Genomic DNA, 23,234 nt, shown 5'->3' on the forward strand with positions numbered 1-23,234 from the left:
AGCAGCCATAAAGGCTGCTCTTTTAAAGTATGGTTTTTATTACTAGATACACTGCAGCAATCGATGCAAGAACGATAAGTACATTCAAAATGCGATGTTGAGTAGCTAAGTGGCCTCGCTTCATTTCTGCACGAGTCAATGGTTTATTTTCATCGTGATTTCCACTCACTCTGTTACATCTCCTATCCTGTTTAGTTATTGGTTCTGCCAATTTAAGCAATAAGCTGATCTTTGTCAGCTGCTTCTTCCTTTTTTATCTTCCCTCTACATAAGATATAGAAAACACTAAACATAACAATCGACCAAATAAGATTAGCTCCTGGCTCAGTGTTAGCTACCTTAAACAAACTCGGTATAGATCCGAAAACAGAATCGTCCGTTGTAAGGAATAGAGCGAGAAACATGTTGTTGGCTGCGTGTGCGCCAATGGTAATTTCTAAGCTTTTTGTTTTAATCGCGATATATGTAAGAGCAAAACCAGCTACAATATAATCTAGTCCCACCAATATAATGGATTTATTCATTTCAGGATTAGCAAAATGACCTATTGAAAACATTAGTCCAACAATAATAGCAAGTAAAATTGGACGCTTCACTTTCTTACTCACCCATTGAAGAAGAAGCCCTCTAAAAAACAGCTCCTCTGTTGTTGTTTGAATAGGTACTAACAAAAATGTAATAAGTATTAATAGTACATACTCTTTCAGACTTACATGGTTCCATGAATAATCCGAATGGTTAAACACGACATCAATTAATTGTGAAACGATTAGCAACAGGCTAAAAGCTCCAAAAGACCATATTACTTTCTTCCAATTCACACGTTTGTTAGCAGTGATTAATGATTTCATTTTTCGTTTGTGAATAAAACGAATCCCGATCCATAAACCAAAAATCCAGCATATGTACATAATATGAGACAACAGAAAATCAAGATTAGCATTGATTCCTACAGCTACCCCACTATCAAAATCAAAATATGATTTTCCACTTTCATCATCTGCAACCATTATCATTTCAGCAATAATATAAATAATTGATCCTAACAGCATAAACACAGAAGCAAGGATTGTTGTACTTACATAACGCTTCCAGCTATTTTTTCCTTCTTCCACATTTAAATAGTTTTTCATTTTCTTCTTACTCCCTCAGCCTTCTCTTCTCAATTACATAGTTCTTCTCTACTTAGTTGTTGTCTAGGCAATGTAAAAATCTATTAGGACCCGAAGTCCTGCAATCATTTTAACTACCGCCTGCTTTTTACCTTTGAAGATAAGGAAAGAGACTGACAATATGAAGAAATCACAACTCTACCCATTACCTCTTTATATAAAATTTAGCGTCTTAAAAGCCGTTAAAAAACAGCTTCTTCTAAAAGAAGACTCGACACCAAGTTATCGTTAACCTTTATATCTTGCTCATACGTGCCCGCATACACATAATTTTGAAGAAAATACTTGCTACTCAAGAATATATATCCTAGAACAACTAAAATAAATATTTTTTTCAACATCGTCCTCACCTTTTTATCCAAAGTTTTCCCCTCACGGATGCTCCCACAACCGCTAAGGGCTTATCTATAAACAGCTTTTCATTTTTTAAAATTAGCTACCATTCTATCTAACTAACATCGCAAAACGTATATAAGTTACAAATATATTACATTATTATTACAAATGTAACAATTACATTATAACTAAGAAAAAGAGGATAATCAATATGAAGTGTTTAGTAACGCAAATAAAATTGCTAGATTAATATAATGCATCTAAATAAATCAAAACATTGTGCAAAAGTGCACACGTTTTCTGGCAGAAATATTTAAATATTAAATAAGAGTGTTTTTAACTCTTTTCATCTCATTATGGAATGATCTTATAGTATAATTTTGGATTTTAATTGAATTTTTAGTTTTATATTCTATAATAGTGAAGGTAAACTAAAGAGGCTGGTGAAAAAGGTAGGTTTAATATGGTTGAACAAGTTAGTGGTGTAAAGTACTACTGCCATAGTCAAGAAGTTTAGACCGTAACAAAAAAGCATAGAAAACAACTATGCTATAGCACTTTAGAACAAGGTGGAAATAAAATGATTTTTATACCTATATTATCTTTAATAATTGGTTTGTATCTGTTAGTTTCAGGAATTTTTATAATTATAAGGGATAAAAATATAAAAGGAAAAACTAAAAAAGCTTTAGTTTTTTTAGCAGTAGCATCAGATATAGCAACCGATCCAGTGTCAACTTCAGGATTCCGGATTATGCTTGGTGCTGTTTTATTAATAGCTGGATTCATTTTATTATAAGAAATAAACATTAATAATTCATTGTATTTAAAAAGGTTCCATCCATTTAGAGATAGGAACCCTTTTTATGATCAAATATACAGCCTTGATACTGATTTAGCTTAATCATTATTTACGGCTATAACCATTTTTTAATTATTTTGGATCTAATGGTGGCACACGAAATAGCTGCTTTAAAAAATCATCGAACGTATCTGCTATTTTAATATACTCCCATTCTGTAGTGTCGTACGTTGAAGTTGAGAAGTTTTCTGCGATATACATAACAGCAGGATTTTGTGATCTATTGCGATAATCCAACACGACCCAATAGTGAAAATCTGTCCATAATACCACAAATTCACCGGTGAGGCTTACTTCTTTTAATAGTTCTTTAGAAGACAAGATGCTTATATCTTCCTTTTCAAAATGTATAGGATCAATATCGCTAATCCTTGCTCTTCCTCCATAAGGAATACTTTCGGTATCTCCATCAGGTAACATAAAGTATGGATAGTTAAGTCCTCCACCATTTCTTATTTTCATTAAATCCAATAATGAACTAGGTAACTTAACACCTAAAATAGCTTCAGCTTGCTTTATGATTTCATCATTTATCGGATAATCTATACGCTTATATTCACTATCGTCGCTCCAAAAACTATCTCCTCGATAAAATTCTTTTTTCAAAACTTCACCTTCTTCCAATTTAAGTATTAAGTAATTGTTTTAATTCCTTTTTTAAGCTTTTATAATGCCAATGAATATGATCAAGTTCTATCTCTATTTCAATTAATTGTTTGATTAGCTTTTCTTGATTTAGTGAAGAACGAAGGGTTTCTCTAATTAATCGATCAATTTTATTACTGCTTTCGTAAATGTCGTTTAAATCAACTGCTAATTCCACATACTCTTTTTTTTGAATCAAATAAGGAAAACTTCTTTATTAGTTCATCTACAATGGTCGGCTTCACTTTAACCGCTCCCTTTTAACCCTTATGTATTTTAGATATTTCCATCCTCTATAAAAAATTATTAAAACTGGTTAGAGCAGTTTATTAGAATAGTTCAGTTCCATAAATTTCTTCATTTGTGATATTATTGACTCATTTTACCATACAGCGTGTACCTTTTCTTCTAATTTATTTGTTTGGAGAAAGATATTTCAAATACAGATCTTAATAAAATAGCACCTTGGATATTTTAAATTCAAATTACCCATAATATCGTTACATGTCTTTTGCGTAAAAGGAGCGAAGTAACGATGGAACTGAAAAGAATAGTAGGCCTCACCTTTTTATCAAGCGTTATCTTATTCTCGGGACCTTTATCATTGGTCAATGCATCGGTAAATGATTCTAAAATGACTGTAAAACATTCAGTGAAAGAAGAGCTGCCCAATATAAAAATTTTGGCCACTGGAGGTACGATTGCAGGTTCTTCTGAAAGCAGCACAGACACAACTGGATATGAATCAGGAGCTCTTAACATTAAAACAATTATCAAAGCTGTTCCTCAGTTGAAAAAAATAGCGAATGTAAGCGGAGAACAGGTCGTAAATATCGGAAGTCAAAATATAGATAACAGCATTTTGTTAAAGTTAGCGAAGCGAATTAATACACTATTAGCTTCTAAGGATGTTGATGGAATTGTCGTGACACACGGATCTGATACGATGGAGGAAACGGCTTATTTTCTAAATTTAGTAGTAAAGAGTGACAAACCTGTGGTTGTGGTTGGTTCAATGAGACCAGCTACCGCTATAAGTGCAGATGGACCGCTAAACTTGTATAATGCAGTGAAAATTGCTTCTACAAAAGACGCACGAAATACCGGTGTTTTAGTAGCGCTCAACGATCGAATTAGTGCAGCTCGTTATATAACAAAAACACATACAACGGCAGTAGATACGTTTAAATCCCCTGAACAAGGATATGTAGGAGAAATAGCTGGAGATAAGGTAATATTTTATAACAAACCAACTCGCAAGCATACAACACAATCAGTATTCGATGTATCAAAATTAGATAAGCTTCCTCAAGTAGACATCATATATGGGTATCAAAACGATTCTAGGGACTTTTATGACACAGCCGTAAAAGCTGGGGCAAAAGGAATAGTCGTTGCAGGAGCAGGAAATGGGTTGCTATCGGATGCTGCCCTAACAGGTGCTAGAGATGCGGTAAAAAAAGGCGTAGTTATTGTGAGGTCTAGCCGGGTAGGAAGCGGAATTGTGACACATGAAGAATCAGATGCTAAAGATACGTTTGTTACATCCGATTCGCTAAATCCACAAAAAGCCCGTATTCTTTTAATGCTTGCCTTAACGAGAACGAAGGATCCTCAAAAGATTCAAGAATATTTTAATGAGTATTAAATCAAAAATATCTTTCATCCTCTGTTTTGACTAATTTTTTAAAAACAATCGTTAACGACAGCTTATAAGAAGGACATAAAGAGGTTGAGACATCACTAACATACTTTTGCCTCACCCTCTTTTAAAAATGAAAGAAACTATCAGCAGGTTCCTTATTCATTTCCCCAGTTCTTGCTTTCCATAATTAAATGATTTGAGGTGCCGTCTAGTACACGCCACACCAAAGTCTTGCCTTCTATATCCTTTAACTCGATAATGCCCTCTAGCTTATTGGTATTCACATGGACACGTCTCTCATCTATTCTTTGCGCACTTTTTAATCTTGTTCCAAATGTTGCAGGACTTTCTTCCGTTAGCTTTACAATGACATTTATCATACGTTTGTCAGAGACATAGTTTTTGCTGTTCTCGTAGTTCTTATCAGCAGGCTTAATAGCCTGTTCTAACCCAGTTTCGTATTGGCGCCAATCAACAATTAAAAAAATCGCAAATACTAAAGACACTGTGAGTAACAAGCCGTACGCAACATATCGTTTCATTTATTTTTGCTCCTTTCTGATAGTGGCTGATAGGTAAAGCGAAGAACATCCCTGTTAAGGAGATAGGTTGTATCAGAAAATAGTATCGTACCACTTTAAGAAATATTCCTTTTTCAAGAAAAAATAAAAGAAGTTATATTTTTTATAGGTCTTCCCTGCTCAAATTGCGTGAACCAAGAGAGATTTGTATACGGCTCGTTTTTAGCTGCCACTATTACTTCGCCATAAACTAAATTAAAAAAGGTTCCACTCATCAACGTTCAATGAGTGAAACCTTTTTGGATTATCTCAGGCTAGCTGTTCCATTGCTTTTTTGTAGGGGAGCTTATGATAACAAACAGTTACTTTATTACTGAAATACTGCCGTTATGAGTGGCTAGTTTAATGATATTCTTTCCTTTTCCAATAACAGCATTACTATCATATTTATTTAGAATATCGACTTTTCCATTGTCCACGGAAACATTAAATTGAACGTTACTTGGTTCTTTTTTCGTCGTAATCTTAATCTTTCCATTGTTCGTTTTAAAGTCAATATCTCGATCAAGTTCTTTTGTTTCTAAAGCGATACTTCCGTTATGGGTTTCCCCTTTTAAACTACCTTGCACGTTACTCAGCGTTATTTTTCCATTATTCCCTTTTGCTTGAACCGTTTTTGCTGCAGCATTTTTTATGCTTGTAAGTCCATTGTGTACGCTGGTGTTCAGGTTTTGTGAATCAATGTCCTCTAATTCTACACGTCCATTGTTTGCGCCAATGGAAACATCCGCTGCGCGTAATTTTTTAACAGACACATACCCATTGTTGCTGGAAATCCCCAATGAATTATACTGTTTTTCAGGTAAATAAACGTTGATGGATAGCGGTTTTAATACACTAACAATATCAAAATTTACCCAGCTGCGCTGCTGTTCATTATAGGAGATGAAAAGCGTTGAATTTTTAACGTCAGCAGTGAAGTCTCTTTTTATATTAGGAGATGTTTCGCCTTTTAATGTTACTTTGACATTATCGCCTTTGATAGGGTACACGTGAACACGAGTATTATCCGTATCAATGTTTACTTTTGATACTTGATTGCTGTTAATAACTTTTTCTTTTGAAATAGGTTCAGGATCAATCGCACGATAAGTAAGGAGACTTCCTATAATCCCAACAAGGATGAGAATACCTGCAAGAATGGAGAGTTTCTTTTTATTCAGCACGTTTTAAACCGCCTTTCACCAGTGATACATTGTATTTTAGATAACGTACAAAGCCTTTTATAGCTAGCTTCGTTACAACTAACATACCTAACATAATAAAATATCCAATTCCGCAAAATGCTAAAGACATGAATAAATTAAAGAGAAAAAAGCCGCTCGAATGTACAATAGCCTCACCGAGAACTAGAATAGGAGATAGCAAGAAACATAGACCTATGGCCCAAGCTGACAAAATGAAGCCAGCTAATGCGACGGCGGGCCCAAGCACAATCACTACATTAAAAAAAGCTAAACCAATTACGGCCCAAGTGGCTCTCAAAATATTTTGAGTTGTTGCCTTAGCTGTTGCTTGCTCAACGTGATAATCTGCCAGCAATTCTTTGGCTATTTGATTCGGAGAACCTAGCGACGTTACAATTTCTTCTTCTGTTTTTCCTTCTTCTAAGCCAATGGAAAAATGTTCTTCATAATCTTGTAGAATATCTGCACGTTCTTTTGAAGACAATGGTTTTAAGGATTCATTTAATTGCTGTAAAAATTTACTCTTCGACATTGTTCACACCTTCTTTAATTAATTGATTAACACCTCTTGAAAACTCGTTCCATTCATCGATAAGTTCGTATAAATAATCCCTTCCTTTAGCTGTAAGCTGATAATACTTCCTTGAGGGACCTTCTGTAGATTCCTTTAAGTACGTTGTAAAATATTCTTCTTTTGTTAATCGGCGCAGAAGAGGATATACCGACCCTTCTGATATTTCAATTTGATCGGAGATTTTTTGAACTAATTCATATCCATAGCGGTCTTTCTTATCAAGTAACACAAGGACACAAAGTTCTAAAACTCCTTTTTTAAATTGCACGTTCACTGTTCTTCACCCTTTTCTTTTCACAGCCCACTACTGTTTATTGTATAGTACTGATTCATAATGATTTCCTAATAATTACAATATATCACCAGCTATTGTTTATTGCAAGGTACTGTTTAATAATTTTTAACCATTTTTACAATCGTAAGGTATTTTTTATAAAGCAAGGTTCAACCTTCTTTTTCTAATTAGCTTATATACGGAATTATTTTTAACGCGGCCAAAAGAAAAAGCAGCCTATGACTATAGACTACACAGCAGCGATCAAGCCAGGCTATTTTTCTTTTGCTTGTTTGATAAATAAAAAGAAAACCGTTATTAAGATAAAATAGTTTAGCGGGTTTTTGAAAACGTCTCCGCCTAAAGCCAATTGTAATAAGATCCATAAAGCGAATATCACTAGTATGGCTGGTATTATAAGTTTGTTCATACATCACTCATCCTTCGTCTAAGAGTAATAAAGCAATCGTGGCTCTCAATATTTTTTTATACTGTAAAATCAAATCCATAAATAGCTTTGAAAGTATACTGATTGAATATTTATAAGAATATCACCTTTAAGATAAAATTTAACAATTGTTACTATAATTGATAGAAATGCCTTAAATACATTTGATTTTTTTGTAATAAATTAAAGAAAAAAGAAACCGTTATTTTACATTTTCAAACAATAAAAAACAGCCAATTTTATGGCTGTTTTAAAGTAGAGTGCTATCAAAAATTTCATTTTCTAGGTGGTGCAAATCTTTCATTATTCATGAATTTTCCATCCATTTAAGGCTTTAGCCGTATCGGCGGTAAAATGATCAATGATTTCACTTTTCCCGCTGTCCATAGCAGTAATGGCTGCCATATCTTCATCACTTAACGTGAAATCCCAGACGTTAAAGTTTTCAGCGATACGTTCTTTACGAACAGATTTTGGAATGGTAACGACACCACGTTGAATATGCCAGCGCAAAATAACGTGTGCCACTGTTTTTCCATATTTCGCTCCAATACCGGAAAGTAATTCATTTTGGAAGATATTATTTTGACCTTCTGCAAATGGTCCCCATGATTGTATTTGCACACCGTATTCTTCCATCACTTTCTTTGCAGCTTTCTGTTGAAAAAAAGGATGATTCTCCACTTGATTTACAGCTGGCACAACTTCATTATTTAAGATTAAATCAACTAAACGATCCTGATAAAAGTTGGATACACCGATAGCACGAATTTTCCCTTCTTTATAAAGCTCTTCCATTGCACGCCAAGAACCATAATAATCATTAAACGGCTGGTGAATTAAGTACAAATCAAGATAGTCAAGCCCTAGTTTGTCCAAAGAAACATGAAAGGCTTTTTTAGCACTTTCATAACCTTGATCCTGAACCCAAAGCTTTGTTGTGATAAAAAGCTCTTCTCTTGGAATACCACTTTTTTTGATAGCTGCACCAACCGCCTCTTCATTCATATAGGCCGCCGCTGTATCAATTAGACGATACCCTGCTTCAAGCGCGTTGGATACTGCTTGTTCACATTGAGCTGCATCAGGAACTTGAAATACACCGAAGCCTAAGATTGGCATTTCGACACCATTGTTTAAAGTAACTTTTTGCATATAAAACTCCTCCTGTTTTACATCGTAAGTTTCGTTAATCTTGCACAAATATTATCCTAATACCTTCGTGTAACACGAGGTCAAGAACTTTACATAAATTAAGTTAAATCTTTCAATGATGAATTAAAGCGTATACGGTGAAAGAAGTGGATAAACTATACCTTCAGCTTTATGTTCAGCTGGGTATTTGTTTAGATTACTTTGATGGTACTAACAAATTTATTGACTTGAACCATAATCATCTTCTTGCCTTCGTGTTACACGAATGTGATAGATTTTAAACAGTAATAAAGAAAAAATGTTTATGGGAGTGGCCAAAATGTATACGGTGAAAGATGTGGCTAAGCTGCTTGACATAACGGAACATACCGTTCGTTTCTACACGGATAAAGGATTAGTTCCGAGCGTACAGCGTGATAAAAACAATATTCGTCTTTTTGATCAAGAGTCCATTAATTGGCTGACAGGTGTTAAATATTTAAAACAATGTGGGATGACAGTGGAAGACATTAAAACCTACGTAGATTTGTGTTTAGAAGGTGGAAGTACCATTCATGAGCGCTATCAAATCATTTTAAAACAAAAAGAGATCGCTAAAGCTCAATTAGAGGAAGCTAAAAGAACTGTAAAATATATGGACGAAAAAGCAAATCATTATCTTGATATTATTAACGGTTTATCGCCAGATGACACTAACCCTGGCGAATGGGAGTTAATACATGCTAATAAAACATTCAAAGGATCTTAACATCACCTCTATATCAGCAGTAAAAAGACTTATCTAGCATACCGTATAGACAAGTCTTTTTACTGTCCTCGGTTTTCAACTTTAACTCTCTTTAAAATATCCTGGGCGATTACAGCCGCTTTACTCCATTTGTTTGAGCTAGACCGATGCCCTGTCAGTTTAGAGTGTGTGCAAATTCTTCCTGCAGTTCTTTTAAAAACGCATCAGCCGCAGCTGAAAGAACATGATGCTTTTTCCACACAATATTTAAACCTGATTCAAGTCTTGGCTGTAAGGGTCTGAAACAAAGATTACTAGCAGTAGACGTATTGACTATTTTATCAAGTGTTATTGCATATCCGACGCCTTCTTCAACCATAATGGCCGCATTATATGCAAGATTGTATGTAGTGACGATGTTTAATTTATGAAAGTCTTCGCCAAACCAATCCGCAAATTCATTTTTGGAAAACGTCTGTTTCATGGCCTGTCGTGAACAAATCAGTGGAACGTTTAATAAATCCCCAGCTTGAATGCTTTCTTTGAGGGCAAGAGGACTGTCTTTTCTCATCACAGCGCCCCAAACATCTTTGGCAGGCATATTAAGATAATTGTATTTTGAAATATCGGCTGGCTGAATTAAAATACCGAAATCAAGCAATCCCTTGTCAAGCCGTTCCGTTATATCTTCTTCGTTTCCGCTGTAGAGGTGATATCGTATATTAGGATAACGTACCTGTACATCTTTTGCTACTCGTGCAATGTGTTTCATTGCTTCAGTTTCCCCGCCGCCTATATAGACATCACCACCTATTGTTTCTTCCATCGAACTAAATTCTGCCTCTAATTTATCCACCATATTAACGATTTCCTCTGCCCTGTTTCGCAGAAGCATTCCTTCATCTGTCAGAAAGACACTGTGACTGCTGCGAATAAATATTTTTTTACCTAACTCTTGTTCAAGGTCTTTTAATTGTCTAGACAAAGTTGGCTGTGTCACATGCAAAACATCAGCAGCTCTCGTGATGTTTCCTTCTCTTGCAACCGCAAGAAAATAGCGCAAAACTCGAATTTCCATATCCCCCTCCTCCTTTCATAAGCTTTAGTATATACACTCCAGAAATGCTTATCAAACATATCATGATATAAGATATAAGTATTTTTTATATTCAAAAGAAGCCGGTAGAATAAATACCAACGAAGTTCATGTCACACAAGCAACACCTTAAATGATTCAAAGTGGAAAGGAGCTTAAAATGAAAAAATTCTTATGTCTGTCTTCTATCTTAGTAACAAGTCTTGGCCTCGCTGCTTGTAGCAACAATAATTCATCTGCAGCGGAAAGAGATCATAATACAAGTAATCCTTTAAACCAAGCACCAGAACAGCCAAAAGAAGATCGCATTTCAGATACAAGAATCAAATTAACGTTTAACGATAAAGAAGTCTTGATTAGGATGTACGATAACCCAGCAAGTATGGCTTTTCTAGCCCAACTGCCTTTAACCATAGCTTTTGAAGATTATATAGGTAAAGAAAAAATTAGTATTTTGCAAAAAAGATTATCAGCAGATGATGTACAAGCTGGAGATCTATCAAAAAAAGGCGACTTTGCTTATTACGCTCCTTGGGGCAATGTAGCTATTTTTTATAAAGGTTTTGAGGATGCCACAAATGACCTTATCATACTAGGTCAGATTGAGTCTGGAAAAGAAAACGTTGAAAATATTCATGGTGATTTTACAGTTACCATTAAAAAAGTGACTAAGTAAAAACATGACAATTGCTCTTTAAAATGCCCGCTTTGAAGCAGCTAGAACATAACGCTTTTTAGAAAGAAGGAAATTGATTTTATGTCTAAACAAAATAAGCTACTTATATTTGTCTTAACCTTAGGAGCTTTCGGGATTATAAATACCGAAATGGGGGTTATAGGGATACTGCCCTACATTGCGGATCACTTTCATATCAGTGTATCAAAGGCCGGATGGCTGGTGAGTCTCTTTGCGCTTACTGTATCAATATCTGGTCCAACGATGCCGTTATTCTTTTCAGGAGTCAACCGTAAGAAAGCAATGTTACTTGTACTTGGTATTTTCGTTTTAGGTAACATTATCTCTATATTCACCACTAACTTTGCTATTGCCATAATTGCGCGTGTGATTCCAGCTATCTTTCATCCAATTTATTTTTCAGCAGCTTTTACAATGGCAGCGAACTCCGTTAGCAAGGAAGACGCTCCAAAAGCTGTTTCCAAAGTCTTTATTGGCGTATCTGCAGGCATGGTACTTGGTGTACCAATCGCAAGTTTTCTTGCAAGCACAGTTTCGTTTCAACTATCAATGACGTTTTTTGCTGTTATTAATGCTATTGTATTTATTGCTACGTGGGCATTCTTCCCTTCTATGCCTGTTACAGAAAGACTTTCATACGGAGCGCAGCTAAGCGTATTAAAAAAACCTATTACTTGGCTTTCTATTATTGCCGTCCTTTTACTGAATTCAGCAGTATTTGGGGTTTACAGTTATCTTGCTGAGTATCTTAAAAGCGTTACGAACATCTCTGGACAATTAATTAGTTTCATGTTGATTCTATTCGGTGGGGCAAATATTCTCGGAAATATTATCGCAGGGAAGTTACTTACGAAAAATGCCATTAAAACTGTAGTCGTTTTCCCTTTCGCATTGGGAGTCGTTTACATCATTTTATTTTTCACCGGACAGTTTACTTGGCCTATGGCTATCCTGACTTTAGTTTGGGGAATATTTGCTGGTATAGGAACGAATATTAATCAATATTGGATTTCCTCCGCAGCTCCAGAAGCACCTGATTTTGCGAATGGATTATTTTTATCATCCGTTAACTTAGGAACAACAATTGGTACAGCTGTGGGTGGACTATTTATATCAGGAATGGGTACACAATATGTTGTACTAGTGGGGATCTTGTCATTAGTATTGAGTGTACTATTTATTTTACCAAGAAGCTACATGCAGCGTCCGGTAAGTCAACTTTCAAAATAAGACATCAATGCAACTTTTCTTGGGGGTCCCTATGTAGGGTCCCTTTGTTTTCTTTTATTACATGATGAGAGTGCTTACTAATCTGCCTATAAATTAACGTGATTAATTGCACCGTAAAAATTATTGGTCATTATAAAGTTATAAATACGATTAATGACTTCTTGATAGGCATCTGGTTCCTAATTGGCAGTATTTTATTCTTCTATGATTCCTTAAAAAATATAGGGGTTTGGTTATTTATTCTTTGGAGCGTGCAATTGCTCATTTGTTCAACGATTAAATTAGCGCATGATTTTTACTTACGAAAATATTTAAAGGCAGGTTATCGTAATAAATAATCTTCTTTGTGAAAAATTTTTCTTGTGAATTCTATATATCAAAAGGGGGTGTAGGCTAACGCCTACACCCCCTTTTGATTTCACTTTTAAATCAAATATATCACTCTAGGTCTAACCCTTTTTCATTCAATTTATGAGAAGTCACAGCAATTACAAACTTTCCATCATCCAAATCTTTTTTATGAGAAGTTAGCTCCTCTGTGGGAATACCTAAATTTGTTGCACGGTCTTCTTCATTTGAGTAGTTTTGGACCACAAAAAATTTCTTTAATTTATCTAAAAAAGAATCCGGCTGGGCCCCTCCAGTCATATCTTCATGAGTGACTTCATCTTGGTCAACAGCAGATAGCTTATCCACGTTTACATTCGTTCTATAAGCTAGATTGCCCGCTGCGGTCTCTTGATTAGTTAGAACTGTAATTTCATTATCCTCATACCCTATCATTCTTAATTTCTCAATTCTAGTTAATGTTTCTTCCGGCGACTCATATACACCTATAATACTTTTACTCATAAAGCCTTCCTCCTTTATTAAGATCTTTTCTCCTTACTTTTTATGTACCCGCTATTCTACCCTTCTTAACAATAGACCTGTAGTTAAAAGAGTGAATAAAATGATTTTCCCTTTTTAAGGAATTCGATTAAATAAATGCTAGCTTGCTTAAGGCAAAACGTTTATCTAAAAAAGATTACCTCCCCTCATACTGGGTATATATTCATTAAAAGATAATAAAAGGGAGATGAAAAAAGATGAAACATGTAAAGGCTCTTATTATAAAGTTTGTAATGAGCGCTGTGGTCTTAGGTACAGTATTTACAGGCATTTATAATTACGATTTTAGTGACAGCATACTAGTCGGTTTAGTCCTCACAGTTGTCGCTTATACCCTTGGTGATTTGTTAGTATACCGCAATGCTGCTGATGACTCAGACTACAAAAAAAGAAACATTGTTGCTACAATTTCTGATCTTATTTTATCTTTTTTAGTCATCTGGATAATGGGAGCATCCTTTTTTGGAAATATCATAACTGTTATTCAGGCTTCTATAGTGTCAGCTATTGTTATAGCCGTCGGTGAATGGTTCTTCCATAAGTATCTAGATAAACACGTTCTTAACACTGATAACTATAAACATACCGATGCGACATATAATAAATAACTTATTAACAAGAAGAGCAAACCTCAAAAATAGACAGATTAGTAAAGAGAGCCGTATATATAAATAAACGGCTCTTTTGTAATTCTGAGAGATGCAATTATGGTAGAGAATTCATATATTATATTAAGAAAAAGCCCACTCCCTTTCAGTTGAAAGAGATGGGCTCTTCTTAACGTTGGATGTATATGTTTACATCAACTCAAGAAAGGAATAACCTTAAAAAAATTTACTAGGAGATCAATTCGCTTCTGCCTTACTTATTGGTCGGATAATCTTATATTCTGGTTTCCACATAGCTTTTTCTATTAATTTTTCTACATCCTGTTCTTGAAATTTAGATACACCATCTTTAATAGCAGCTTTTGCTACAGCTAAAGCCACTGTTTTGGATACATTTTGGAGATCTTTAATATGGGGAAGTAACATATCACCTTTGGTTTGGGTTTCGGCCATATGGGCGACTGCATTTGCAGCTTCAGCGAACATCGTCTCTGTAAATTTTTCAGCTTTTACAGCAATTGCACCTAGACCAAGACCAGGAAATACAAATGCGTTATTGGCTTGACCAATTTCATATGTTGTTCCTTTATACTCCACTGAATCAAATGGACTTCCTGTTGCAATTAGTGCTTTGCCATCTGTCCAATTTATAATGTCTTTTGGAATAGCTTCAGCTAACTTAGTAGGATTAGATAGAGGCATAATCACAGGTCTTTCTACATGGCGAGCCATTTCTCTAATAATTTCTTCCTTAAATGCCCCTGTTACCCCCGATGTTCCAATTAGGATAGTAGGTTTTACTTGTTTGATTACTTCTAACAAAGGTACTTTATTTTCCTTATCTTTTTTCCAATTCTTTATTTCTTCTAACTTACGAGCATAGGGTTGCTGAAATGAAGCTAAATCATTTATCTCCTCCGTTAACAGTCCTCTATAATCATAGGCCCAAAACCTATCATATGCTTCCTCTTCCGAAAGACCTTCAAGAACCATGGCACTGTGGATTCGATCAGCGTTTCCAATACCTGCAGAACCTGGTCCAAAGACAACAATACGATGATCTTTTAGGGAGGTCTTTGTAATTTTTAAAGCAGTCAATACAGCACCTAATGTAATCACACCCGTACCTTGGATATCATCGTTAAATGTTAAAAGATAATCCCCATACTCTTCTATAATGCGTCTGGCATTTTTATTCCCTAAGTCCTCCCAATGTAACAATGCTTTTGGGAACTTATTTATTATTTTATTTACAAATTGATCGATAAATTGATTGTAAGCTTCGCCTGTCACACGCTCATGGCGATTACCTAAATAAAGCGGATCTTTAAGTAACTCTTTATTATTGGTTCCTACGTCTAACACAATGGGAAGAACACGGCTCGGATCAATACCAGCAGCAGCTGTATATACTGCTAATTTACCCACTGCAATGTTAATGCCGCCTACTCCCCAGTCACCTATCCCAAGAATACTTTCAGAGTCTGTAACCACGATTAAATCAATATCCTCTGAGCTTAATTCTACATTTCCTATCGCTATGTCCATTTTATCCGCTTCATCAATAGACAAATACAGACCATCAGGACGGTGATATTGATGGCTATATTCTTGAATAGCTTCTCCGACGGTTGGTGTGTAAATAATCGGTAGCATTTCACTTAAATGATCTTTTAATAATCGATAAAACAATACCACATTTCGATTATGCAGATCGTTTAATAAATTATTTTTTTGCAGATCATTTGATGCATTCTTAAACTGTTGATAAGCACGTTGTACCTGTTCTTCTAATGTCAGTACGGTGGGCGGTAATAATCCATCTAAATTGAGTTCTTCTCTTTCTATTTTTGTAAATGCAGACCCTTTGTTTAGATAAGGTCTCGATAAAATATTTTTCCCTTTTAATGGTGTTTGAACGAAACTCTTTTGTACTTCAGCAGAAGATCTCATATATTATCCCCTTTCCGTTCTTAAAAGAATGTAAAAAAAACAATATTTTTCTTATACCATAGATATCATTATGGTTAACCAAGATGTTTTCTTGTTACATACAATACTTTTAAACGAAGAAGCTCTTCCTTAAACATATAATTAAGGCGGCACTTTAGTTGGTGTTCAGATAGATCAAGTGGAAAGAAGCTTTATATGTTATGTCCTCGGGAGGCTAACATAGTTAACTAAAGAAAAATTAGTTTTACGTACGATAGTGCTCTCCAGCAATCTAAAGCTTCAGTGGTTAAAAATCTTTCTCTCGTATCATAATAATTTCGAGGTGAAAGATATGTATAAACTGTTATCGCATACGGATTTAGATGGAGTTGGATGCGGAGTTTTAGCAAAGTTAGCTTTTGGAGACAGAATAAAAATTCGTTATAACTCTATTGCATCGCTTAACCGTGAAGTAGAATGGTTTTTAGAAAATGAAGAAAGAAATACACATTTATTTATTACGGATTTATCAGTAAACGAAGAGAATGAAAAAAGACTTGAAGAGTTTTATCAAACAGGAGGAAAAGTCCAGCTGCTTGATCATCATAAAACAGCTCTTCATTTCAACGAATATGAATGGGGACACGTTGTCGTGGAAGATAACGAAGGAAACTTAGCCTCAGGAACGTCCTTATTTTATGAATACCTTATAGAAAATGAACTTATACAGACTTCCAATGCGGTTGATGAATTTGTAGAACTAGTAAGGCAGTATGATACTTGGGAATGGGAAAAGAACAACAACCAAGAGGCACACAGGCTAAATGCTCTCTTCTTTTTAATATCTATTGACGAGTTTGAAGAAAAAATGGTTAATAGACTTCAAAACAGTGACCACTTCTTTTTTGACGAGTTTGAACAGAAGATATTAGATATGGAAGAAGATAAAGTAGAGCGTTATATTCGTCGAAAAAGACGAGAATTGGTGCAAACCTCTATAGGTGACTATTTAGCAGGAATCGTGTACGCTGAATCGTATCATTCAGAACTTGGAAACGAATTAGGAAAAGAATATCCTCACCTTGATTACATTGCCATGTTAAATATGGGAGGAAAAAGAATTAGTCTTCGGACCATTCATGATCATGTGGATGTATCAGAAGTTGCTGGTCACTATGGAGGCGGAGGTCACGCAAAAGCTGCTGGATGTTCGTTAACTAATGAGGCTTATAACCAGTTTGTAACAGATACATTTCATCTGGATCCTGTGCGAGAGGATGCAAGAAGAAACCGATATAATTTGAAAGAATCTTCATCTGGTTCTCTCTACGAAACTCAAAATGATGATATGTTCCTTGTTTCTCTTCAGAATGAAGATGAATGGATAATTGAAAATAGCAAAGGGCTATCGATTCATACATTTAAAAGCTTTAAGGAAGCAGAAATCTTTTTAAAAAGGAATTATGCCGCTTGGTTAGTAAGAGATGATATCTTTGTAAAGTACTTAATAAGGTATATAAAAAAACTAAAGCACGGAGAATAAGCGCCGAAACATATTTTGATTCATCTAATGAATGAAAGACGCAGAAAAGCTATTAAACGAAAATGAAGTAGCTTTCCCCCCTAGCTCCGCCTGAACGTTTAGAAGCAGGTTTGGATGATATTCTATGCAGAGCACGTTTTCAAGATCCAGAAGTCGCAGCCGCTATCTCCATGGAGATAGCCGCTGGTATAGTTTTATAGCTAATTAATTGGCTCGTCTATTCGGAAAGATATTACAGCGATGTTTGGTCAAATTGACATGCAAAAAGCACAGATTACAAACAATGAGCTTTCTATAAATACAAAAAATATTTCTTAGCAAATAGGGACATTACGATAACTAACTTTATCTATGATATACATATTATTTAATTGATTTAATCCCATATTCTAGGTCGATCAACCTCCATGATTCTCAAATACTGTAAGAGTTGTCCAGCGTGTACGGATTCATGATAGCCTATCCGCATCAACATATCCCCTAAAGAACGAATATAACCAACATCTGAACGGTCTATTTGAATGTTAGTTAAATCTTCTTCAGAAAAAGTAGTAATCATGTCTAAAAATTGTTGGTGGTATGATGCTGCAAACTCCAATTCATCCTTTATAGATTGTAATGGTCTTTTTTCAAAAGGAGAATCAAATTCCTTTAAGCTGCCCAAATTTTTGATAGCTAGATGATAATAGTATTCTGACTCCAAGACATGACGAACCATTTCTACGCATGTCATAGCTTCTTTATCTGGCTTCCAATCGAGTTTATCATCAGGAATTGCTTGCCAAACTTTTATACTTCTTCTTCTAATCTCTTTTATATTTAATACTATTGTGTCTGTTCCATTCATTTCCATCCCTCCTCTTATCATTATTTTACATGATTTCTCCAAAACAAAGAGGTGAATTTTCAACTAAACTTATTTCAAATATTCATTGTTCTTATGCTGAGTATAATAACTTTCATACTTTAGGAATCGTATATTCAATTCTTTTTATGTAAAAAACTCCATAAACGCTCAGTAACAAGCTGTAAACCATTGGTCAACGCAGCAGATGTGAGTACTAATCACTATACATGTCCCCATTTAACAAATAAAAAAAGCTAGCATAAAGCTAACTTTTTTAAGTTAGAGATAAAGGCAGGCTAATAATTAGCAACCGCCAAATCCTCCCCAACAAGCACAGCCAATAATGATTAATAAGATAAACAGCACGATAATTAAAGCAAAACCACTGCCACCGCCGTAACCGCAGCCGCCGCCATAACCATAGCCACAACCTCCGCCATAACCGCCAAAGAACATAAACTTCACCTCCTTCTCGTTCATATATTTAGCATATGATGAAAAACGAAATTTGCTCCACGAAGTGGATAGACTACGTTTTATACCACTATAAATAAAAAATAATAACCTTTTAGTTTCTTTTACATACAATGAAGCATCCTCAGATCCCATATATGAGTTTTACTCCCTCTGCAATAGATTGTTTGAATTCCGCCCAATCAGTTCTATTGCATATAAAAGCAACCCCGCACAACCTAGAATAAAAAAGTCTTTCTCAAATTAGAGAAAGACTTTTTTATTGTTATTAATAGCCAAATCCGCCGCCGTAACAGCTGCATCCAATAATGACAAGAAGAATAAACAGGACAACTAATAAAGCAAAACCAGAACCAGCTCCACCATAACTAGACATACAAACACCTCTTTTCGTTGTATTTAACTAAAGGAAAAAGCTTTAAATATACATGGGTTAAGGTATTATATGTAGACATAGCTCATATCGGTTGGATTTTGGTCTAAAATAGGCTACTTTGTTTAGCGACAGCTAAATAACATCATAAATTTCACATAGTAAAAACCCTTCATTGTTAAAATGAAGGGGCTTTTTTGGCTATTAGCACCAAGGCCGAGTTCTAGGAGGACAGCTTGGAGCACAAAAATGTTGATGCGTTTCCTGATATACAACGGATTCTGTATGCGGGAATGAGTGCATATATTTATAATTTTTTGATAAACATTTGTGGTATGGCTAGGATGCACCACTGGCACAAACACACCTTGACCAGTAAAAGATGTGTTTTGTTTAACTGGGTCATACTGAGCAGGCATGGTTTGAGGAGGCAATTGACCACAAGGTTTAGATTGCGGATAACCGCAGTTACCTTGCTGAGGATACATAGCCCCTTGATAATCACCGTAATTAGAGTGCTGATAAGGATAGTTGTTTCTCATATTAAAAATCTTCTCCTTGCTGTTAGTAGACTCCTATTACTGTATCTGAAACAACCATAGAAGGTTTTGGGAAATACCTAAAAAAGACCCTAACTATTTAAGGTCTTCTTTACTAAGAGAAAAAGAAATGTGTATCCTTAGTTAGCTATGATATTAAGAAATAGAAGGTTTTTTATGTCCATTATTCCTCAAGATTCACATCCATCGCTGCGTTATCAATATTATTTAAAATGGTTTTGTTTTTATCGTCTAATTCATTGCGTAAAAGTGAATTACGCGTCGCTTCGTATAAATCGTAACTTCTTTCATCAACTGGAGAATTATGATCTTCACATATCATTTTTTCTGATTCTTTGGATTGATCTGCCATATCAGTCACCTCCTTTGTATATTATGTGAGTTGATTAAGAAAAAATAAGAACTTTATCTGCTTATTGTTGAGTAAAGTTTAGATTTATATCAACGGTTAGCTGCTTCTGTGCATTGTGTTTACATATGACCTAGTATTAGGTGGATACAACCGTTTCTTGAGCATGCTTTTGGATGATTTCTGGAACTTCCAGCAATGAATTAACGGTTATCAATTTACCTTTTGGCGCAATATCAATTTTAACTTGGTTGTAGCTCCATTCCAGTTCAGAAGGTACGTGAATCGCATGTATTCCAACTTCTACTGCCGGTCTTATATCGGTTTTTAATGAATTGCCAATCATCCAAGTCTTTTTTGGATCGTACTTAATTTGGTTTAGTATTTCTTTTAATGCAGGTGTATCTTTTTGTTCAGAAATGAACACTTTTTTTTCAAAGTATTTAGCTAGCTCTAGCTGAACAATTTTTCTACTTTGATTTTCCTCGTCTCCACCTGTGTGTAAATAGAGATTATGTCCTTGTTCTTTAAGCTTATCTAATACTTCATACATATTTGGCAAAGGCTCTATCGGTACTTCAAATACACTTTGACCAATTTTCTTGACTCTTTCGACTCTATCTTCATGGATATCTTGATGATTTTGTTCACTAAAAAATAAATAAGTAGCTACTAATGATTCTGGAAAACGAGAAGAGTGAAGGCCATACTTTTCTATACTTTTTAAATCTATCTCTAACTGCTTTTGTTTTATTTCTTCCTTAGTCAGATTCTCAAACCATTCCTGCAATTGAGCCACAAAAGCATTTATGGTGTCTCTAAAATATTTATTACAGTGAACAAGCGTATCGTCTAAATTAAAAATTAAGGTTTGCTTCTGCATTTCGTTAAATCCTTTCTACAATCGATGTACAGACAGTATATATGAAAAAACACTAACCACTTTTATTACCTATCCACACCTAAAACCAAGGTGAATTTCCCAATAGGTTAGGGACAAGCAATTGATTACTATACTGAAATGAGTATATTTAGTGGAAAGATCCTTCTAGCATATAAAATAGAAGGATCTTTTTATAAGATAAAAAGCTGCAGGATATTCCTGCTAATAAATATAACGTTCAAAATGTTTTCTATTCATGTTTGTTTTGAACGTAGAGGTACTCAGTCCTGAACGATTTATTAGCGGTTGGCTGCCTTCGCCTTCTTTAGGTATATTCATTTCAAGACCTTGTATAGTGAAAGGATCATACATATACGTTGTTCGTTCAGTTTCTGTGTGCGACATTAACTTCACCTCTATTAATAGTCCTCATTTTTTAAACCAGGTTAACTCGTTTACAGCAGGTTCTCTAATGAAAATATCTACGTTTCGTAGGTCTTTTCGCTAAAAAAGATCCGCCGTTTTCTACTTTTTTTATTAAGTTGTAATTTCTTGTGGCTCTTCACCTTCAAGGTCAGTAAAAAAATTTTCTAAGGTTTCACTCGGGTCAAGAGCACGCCCATCTTCTTCGACAATACGGTTAAGCGTAGGATCATTGTTGCTATCTTTATTTTTATAGTTGTTATAATCAACTCTTTCTGCAATTCCTGAATTATCAACGCCTTTAAAGTCTTTCTTTGGCATAAAAACACCTCCTAGCCCTATTGTTTGAAAATTTGAAGATAAAATAAGTGGAAGGTTAAGTTATATTTTTATTTCCCGAGAATTAATCAGATACTTGTTGCAAAGAGACATGTACAACATGCTTAATTGTTTTACGAACTGGGGAAACTAAAACGTCAAAACTTAATTTACTGAGGAGGAATATAAGTGGAAGGAAATCCAAGCACAAGACATTTTCAGGATGATTTAAAGCAGTATCAAATGCCAGATTCAGTACAGCAACAAAAATCTGGAACTTATCGAGTCGGATTTGAATCAAACACTGGAATTGAAAAAGTACAGAATCAGCAAGAAGGAAGAGAAAATAAATAAGCTTGATCACTTTATACTTTTACATGACGAGGAGGGCATCCCATGGATCAACAAAAAATGTTAGCAAATGAATTAAGTAACATGCTTACAGAAAATAAGCTGCCGATTACAATTGAAGAAGATATCCATGAAATCTGCAGAGGTTTACAATCAGGTGAAATCAGCGTGAATGAGTTGAAAGAAAAAGACCCTTTTGTTGTAAATGCAGTTCAAGAAGCAATGGATAGAATAACTAAACACAATTCTTAAAATAGCTATAAAAAGTAATCATTTTTATTAAGCCAAAGACTAACTCTTTACAGAGTTAGTCCTTTGTCATTCAAATATTATACCCATGAACGTGAAAAAAGAATGACAAACGAGTTGTCATTCTCTCTCCTACACATGGCAAGCGTTTAGTTTTTAGTCACAAGGAAATGAAACATCTAATCCCACTTTTTACAGTGTCGGTTGTTTCTAAAAATTAGTATGTCATCCTAACAAGGAAATATACATCCATTATTTACCACGAATACATTTCTTCCACAATAGGAAACTTAAGAAAAACAAGGAGGTGACACAACATGGCAAACAACAACAGCAGCAACAACAATGAATTATTAGTATACGGTGCTGAACAAGCAATCGATCAAATGAAATATGAAATCGCTAGCGAATTTGGTGTAAACCTTGGTGCTGATACAACTGCACGTGCAAACGGATCAGTAGGTGGCGAAATCACAAAACGTCTTGTACAAATGGCTGAGCAACAACTTGGCGGCGGACGTTTCTAAGACAACTTTATAATTGATGGCTGAAGGAAGAATGGGTCCCCATTCTTCCTTTTTGTACGAATAAAAAAGGAAGGAGAGAGTATATGCAGCAACATCAATTAGCTAAAGAAAAGGCGGGTTTTACTGAGAAACCAGCAGCTTCTGCAACAAATGCACAAAAGGTAAAACAAGAAATCCAAAGAGACGTAAGTGAAGGACAAGGTGCAATGACTTCTCGAGAAGCAGGCGCAATGCGCGATTGAAAATCAATTTGAGCGGTTTTTAATCCTCGATTCTT

General features: G+C 35.0%; 32 protein-coding genes and 1 pseudogene. 12 read left to right on the forward strand and 21 right to left on the reverse strand.

Annotation, left to right across the window (positions count from 1 at the left end; translation table 11 throughout):
* Positions 1–22 precede the first annotated feature (22 nt).
* Positions 23–169, reverse strand: coding sequence for a hypothetical protein (locus tag LAV82_RS00385; protein WP_014458831.1), 147 nt, complete (start codon positions 167–169; stop codon positions 23–25).
* A 43-nt stretch (positions 170–212) separates the two neighbouring features.
* Positions 213–1,133 carry a CPBP family intramembrane glutamic endopeptidase gene (locus tag LAV82_RS00390; RefSeq protein WP_057273774.1) on the reverse strand — a complete coding sequence of 307 codons (921 nt, stop codon included), beginning with the start codon at positions 1,131–1,133 and terminating at the stop codon, positions 213–215.
* A 955-nt stretch (positions 1,134–2,088) separates the two neighbouring features.
* Here LAV82_RS00390 and LAV82_RS00395 point away from each other — a divergent pair.
* Positions 2,089–2,307, forward strand: coding sequence for a hypothetical protein (locus LAV82_RS00395; protein ID WP_211077569.1), 219 nt, complete (start codon positions 2,089–2,091; stop codon positions 2,305–2,307).
* 135 nt (positions 2,308–2,442) lie between these two features.
* On the opposite strand, the gene LAV82_RS00400 is transcribed toward LAV82_RS00395, so the two are convergent.
* Both LAV82_RS00400 and LAV82_RS00405 read right to left on the reverse strand, forming a co-directional pair.
* Entirely contained in the window at positions 2,443–2,976 is a 534-nt protein-coding gene (locus tag LAV82_RS00400; protein ID WP_013058421.1) for an SMI1/KNR4 family protein, read from the reverse strand.
* A gap of 19 nt (positions 2,977–2,995) precedes the next feature.
* Positions 2,996–3,260 (reverse strand): annotated as a pseudogene (locus LAV82_RS00405) (hypothetical protein).
* A gap of 290 nt (positions 3,261–3,550) precedes the next feature.
* Here LAV82_RS00405 and LAV82_RS00410 point away from each other — a divergent pair.
* Complete coding sequence (locus tag LAV82_RS00410) at positions 3,551–4,663, forward strand: type II asparaginase (protein ID WP_499715390.1); 1,113 nt, start codon at positions 3,551–3,553, stop codon at positions 4,661–4,663.
* Between the two features lie 152 nt (positions 4,664–4,815).
* Here LAV82_RS00410 and LAV82_RS00415 read toward each other — a convergent pair whose 3' ends face one another.
* The 6 genes from LAV82_RS00415 to LAV82_RS00440 form a co-directional block, all read right to left on the reverse strand.
* Positions 4,816–5,202, reverse strand: coding sequence for a hypothetical protein (locus LAV82_RS00415; protein WP_057273776.1), 387 nt, complete (start codon positions 5,200–5,202; stop codon positions 4,816–4,818).
* Between the two features lie 341 nt (positions 5,203–5,543).
* On the reverse strand, positions 5,544–6,407 hold the full coding sequence (locus LAV82_RS00420) for a DUF4097 family beta strand repeat-containing protein (RefSeq protein ID WP_499715392.1): 864 nt from the start codon (positions 6,405–6,407) through the stop codon (positions 5,544–5,546).
* Positions 6,397–6,960 (reverse strand): HAAS signaling domain-containing protein, encoded by a 564-nt coding sequence (locus tag LAV82_RS00425; protein ID WP_013058427.1) that lies wholly within the window; start codon positions 6,958–6,960, stop codon positions 6,397–6,399. The genes LAV82_RS00420 and LAV82_RS00425 overlap by 11 nt, the downstream gene beginning before the upstream one ends.
* The gene (locus tag LAV82_RS00430; protein WP_013058428.1) at positions 6,947–7,276 is read right to left on the reverse strand and encodes a PadR family transcriptional regulator; all 330 of its coding nucleotides are present in this window, start codon (positions 7,274–7,276) and stop codon (positions 6,947–6,949) included. Before LAV82_RS00430 ends, LAV82_RS00425 begins: the two co-directional genes overlap by 14 nt.
* A gap of 274 nt (positions 7,277–7,550) precedes the next feature.
* On the reverse strand, positions 7,551–7,706 hold the full coding sequence (locus LAV82_RS00435) for a hypothetical protein (protein WP_013058429.1): 156 nt from the start codon (positions 7,704–7,706) through the stop codon (positions 7,551–7,553).
* A 321-nt stretch (positions 7,707–8,027) separates the two neighbouring features.
* Positions 8,028–8,879 (reverse strand): aldo/keto reductase, encoded by an 852-nt coding sequence (locus LAV82_RS00440; RefSeq protein WP_499715395.1) that lies wholly within the window; start codon positions 8,877–8,879, stop codon positions 8,028–8,030.
* 319 nt (positions 8,880–9,198) lie between these two features.
* Here LAV82_RS00440 and LAV82_RS00445 point away from each other — a divergent pair, with 319 nt between their 5' ends.
* Complete coding sequence (locus LAV82_RS00445; protein ID WP_029323545.1) at positions 9,199–9,627, forward strand: MerR family transcriptional regulator; 429 nt, start codon at positions 9,199–9,201, stop codon at positions 9,625–9,627.
* Between the two features lie 154 nt (positions 9,628–9,781).
* Here LAV82_RS00445 and LAV82_RS00450 read toward each other — a convergent pair whose 3' ends face one another.
* A complete protein-coding gene (locus tag LAV82_RS00450) occupies positions 9,782–10,684 on the reverse strand; it encodes a LysR family transcriptional regulator (protein WP_499715397.1) in 903 nt (300 codons plus the stop codon).
* 178 nt (positions 10,685–10,862) lie between these two features.
* Between LAV82_RS00450 and LAV82_RS00455 the strand changes: the two genes are divergently transcribed.
* The 3 genes from LAV82_RS00455 (at position 10,863) to LAV82_RS00465 (ending at position 12,967) form a co-directional block, all read left to right on the forward strand.
* Positions 10,863–11,378: a cyclophilin-like fold protein gene (locus tag LAV82_RS00455; protein ID WP_211077563.1), complete on the forward strand. Its 516-nt coding sequence runs from the start codon at positions 10,863–10,865 to the stop codon at positions 11,376–11,378.
* Between the two features lie 81 nt (positions 11,379–11,459).
* Positions 11,460–12,629, forward strand: coding sequence for an MFS transporter (locus tag LAV82_RS00460; protein ID WP_211077562.1), 1,170 nt, complete (start codon positions 11,460–11,462; stop codon positions 12,627–12,629).
* Positions 12,630–12,727: 98 nt separating this feature from the next.
* Positions 12,728–12,967, forward strand: coding sequence for a YrhK family protein (locus tag LAV82_RS00465; protein WP_307871978.1), 240 nt, complete (start codon positions 12,728–12,730; stop codon positions 12,965–12,967).
* Between the two features lie 100 nt (positions 12,968–13,067).
* On the opposite strand, the gene LAV82_RS00470 is transcribed toward LAV82_RS00465, so the two are convergent.
* Positions 13,068–13,481, reverse strand: a complete 414-nt coding sequence (locus LAV82_RS00470) for a general stress protein (protein WP_041816603.1) — start codon at positions 13,479–13,481, stop codon at positions 13,068–13,070.
* Between the two features lie 236 nt (positions 13,482–13,717).
* Here LAV82_RS00470 and LAV82_RS00475 point away from each other — a divergent pair, with 236 nt between their 5' ends.
* Positions 13,718–14,128 (forward strand): YndM family protein, encoded by a 411-nt coding sequence (locus tag LAV82_RS00475; protein ID WP_499715400.1) that lies wholly within the window; start codon positions 13,718–13,720, stop codon positions 14,126–14,128.
* Between the two features lie 237 nt (positions 14,129–14,365).
* Here the strand turns inward: LAV82_RS00475 and LAV82_RS00480 are convergent, their stop codons facing one another.
* Positions 14,366–16,081: an NAD-dependent malic enzyme gene (locus LAV82_RS00480; RefSeq protein WP_499715402.1), complete on the reverse strand. Its 1,716-nt coding sequence runs from the start codon at positions 16,079–16,081 to the stop codon at positions 14,366–14,368.
* A gap of 331 nt (positions 16,082–16,412) precedes the next feature.
* Between LAV82_RS00480 and LAV82_RS00485 the strand changes: the two genes are divergently transcribed.
* Entirely contained in the window at positions 16,413–17,603 is a 1,191-nt protein-coding gene (locus LAV82_RS00485; RefSeq protein WP_098672853.1) for a DHH family phosphoesterase, read from the forward strand.
* A 376-nt stretch (positions 17,604–17,979) separates the two neighbouring features.
* Here the strand turns inward: LAV82_RS00485 and LAV82_RS00490 are convergent, their stop codons facing one another.
* The 8 genes from LAV82_RS00490 to LAV82_RS00525 form a co-directional block, all read right to left on the reverse strand.
* Entirely contained in the window at positions 17,980–18,450 is a 471-nt protein-coding gene (locus LAV82_RS00490; protein ID WP_057273788.1) for a DinB family protein, read from the reverse strand.
* A gap of 303 nt (positions 18,451–18,753) precedes the next feature.
* Positions 18,754–18,906, reverse strand: coding sequence for a YjcZ family sporulation protein (locus tag LAV82_RS00495; RefSeq protein WP_013058439.1), 153 nt, complete (start codon positions 18,904–18,906; stop codon positions 18,754–18,756).
* 286 nt (positions 18,907–19,192) lie between these two features.
* The gene (locus tag LAV82_RS00500; protein WP_075419247.1) at positions 19,193–19,300 is read right to left on the reverse strand and encodes a YjcZ family sporulation protein; all 108 of its coding nucleotides are present in this window, start codon (positions 19,298–19,300) and stop codon (positions 19,193–19,195) included.
* 122 nt (positions 19,301–19,422) lie between these two features.
* A complete protein-coding gene (locus LAV82_RS00505; RefSeq protein WP_499715404.1) occupies positions 19,423–19,839 on the reverse strand; it encodes a hypothetical protein in 417 nt (138 codons plus the stop codon).
* A gap of 181 nt (positions 19,840–20,020) precedes the next feature.
* Positions 20,021–20,209, reverse strand: coding sequence for a hypothetical protein (locus tag LAV82_RS00510; protein ID WP_013058440.1), 189 nt, complete (start codon positions 20,207–20,209; stop codon positions 20,021–20,023).
* Between the two features lie 136 nt (positions 20,210–20,345).
* The gene (locus tag LAV82_RS00515) at positions 20,346–21,089 is read right to left on the reverse strand and encodes an HAD family hydrolase (protein WP_499715406.1); all 744 of its coding nucleotides are present in this window, start codon (positions 21,087–21,089) and stop codon (positions 20,346–20,348) included.
* Positions 21,090–21,311: 222 nt separating this feature from the next.
* On the reverse strand, positions 21,312–21,494 hold the full coding sequence (locus LAV82_RS00520; RefSeq protein ID WP_025749972.1) for a hypothetical protein: 183 nt from the start codon (positions 21,492–21,494) through the stop codon (positions 21,312–21,314).
* 132 nt (positions 21,495–21,626) lie between these two features.
* Entirely contained in the window at positions 21,627–21,833 is a 207-nt protein-coding gene (locus LAV82_RS00525) for a hypothetical protein (RefSeq protein ID WP_192995123.1), read from the reverse strand.
* Between the two features lie 186 nt (positions 21,834–22,019).
* Here LAV82_RS00525 and LAV82_RS00530 point away from each other — a divergent pair, with 186 nt between their 5' ends.
* The 4 genes from LAV82_RS00530 (at position 22,020) to LAV82_RS00545 (ending at position 23,199) form a co-directional block, all read left to right on the forward strand.
* Positions 22,020–22,184 carry a hypothetical protein gene (locus LAV82_RS00530; protein WP_178390238.1) on the forward strand — a complete coding sequence of 55 codons (165 nt, stop codon included), beginning with the start codon at positions 22,020–22,022 and terminating at the stop codon, positions 22,182–22,184.
* A 42-nt stretch (positions 22,185–22,226) separates the two neighbouring features.
* The gene (locus tag LAV82_RS00535; protein WP_499715409.1) at positions 22,227–22,433 is read left to right on the forward strand and encodes a hypothetical protein; all 207 of its coding nucleotides are present in this window, start codon (positions 22,227–22,229) and stop codon (positions 22,431–22,433) included.
* A 314-nt stretch (positions 22,434–22,747) separates the two neighbouring features.
* Positions 22,748–22,957, forward strand: a complete 210-nt coding sequence (locus tag LAV82_RS00540) for an alpha/beta-type small acid-soluble spore protein (RefSeq protein WP_013084442.1) — start codon at positions 22,748–22,750, stop codon at positions 22,955–22,957.
* Positions 22,958–23,040: 83 nt separating this feature from the next.
* Positions 23,041–23,199: a hypothetical protein gene (locus LAV82_RS00545; RefSeq protein ID WP_013058447.1), complete on the forward strand. Its 159-nt coding sequence runs from the start codon at positions 23,041–23,043 to the stop codon at positions 23,197–23,199.
* Positions 23,200–23,234: the final 35 nt, after the last annotated feature.

Source organism: Bacillus sp. ILBB4, assembly GCF_035064545.1.
In the GTDB taxonomy this organism is placed as follows: Bacteria; Bacillota; Bacilli; order Bacillales; family Bacillaceae_H; genus Priestia.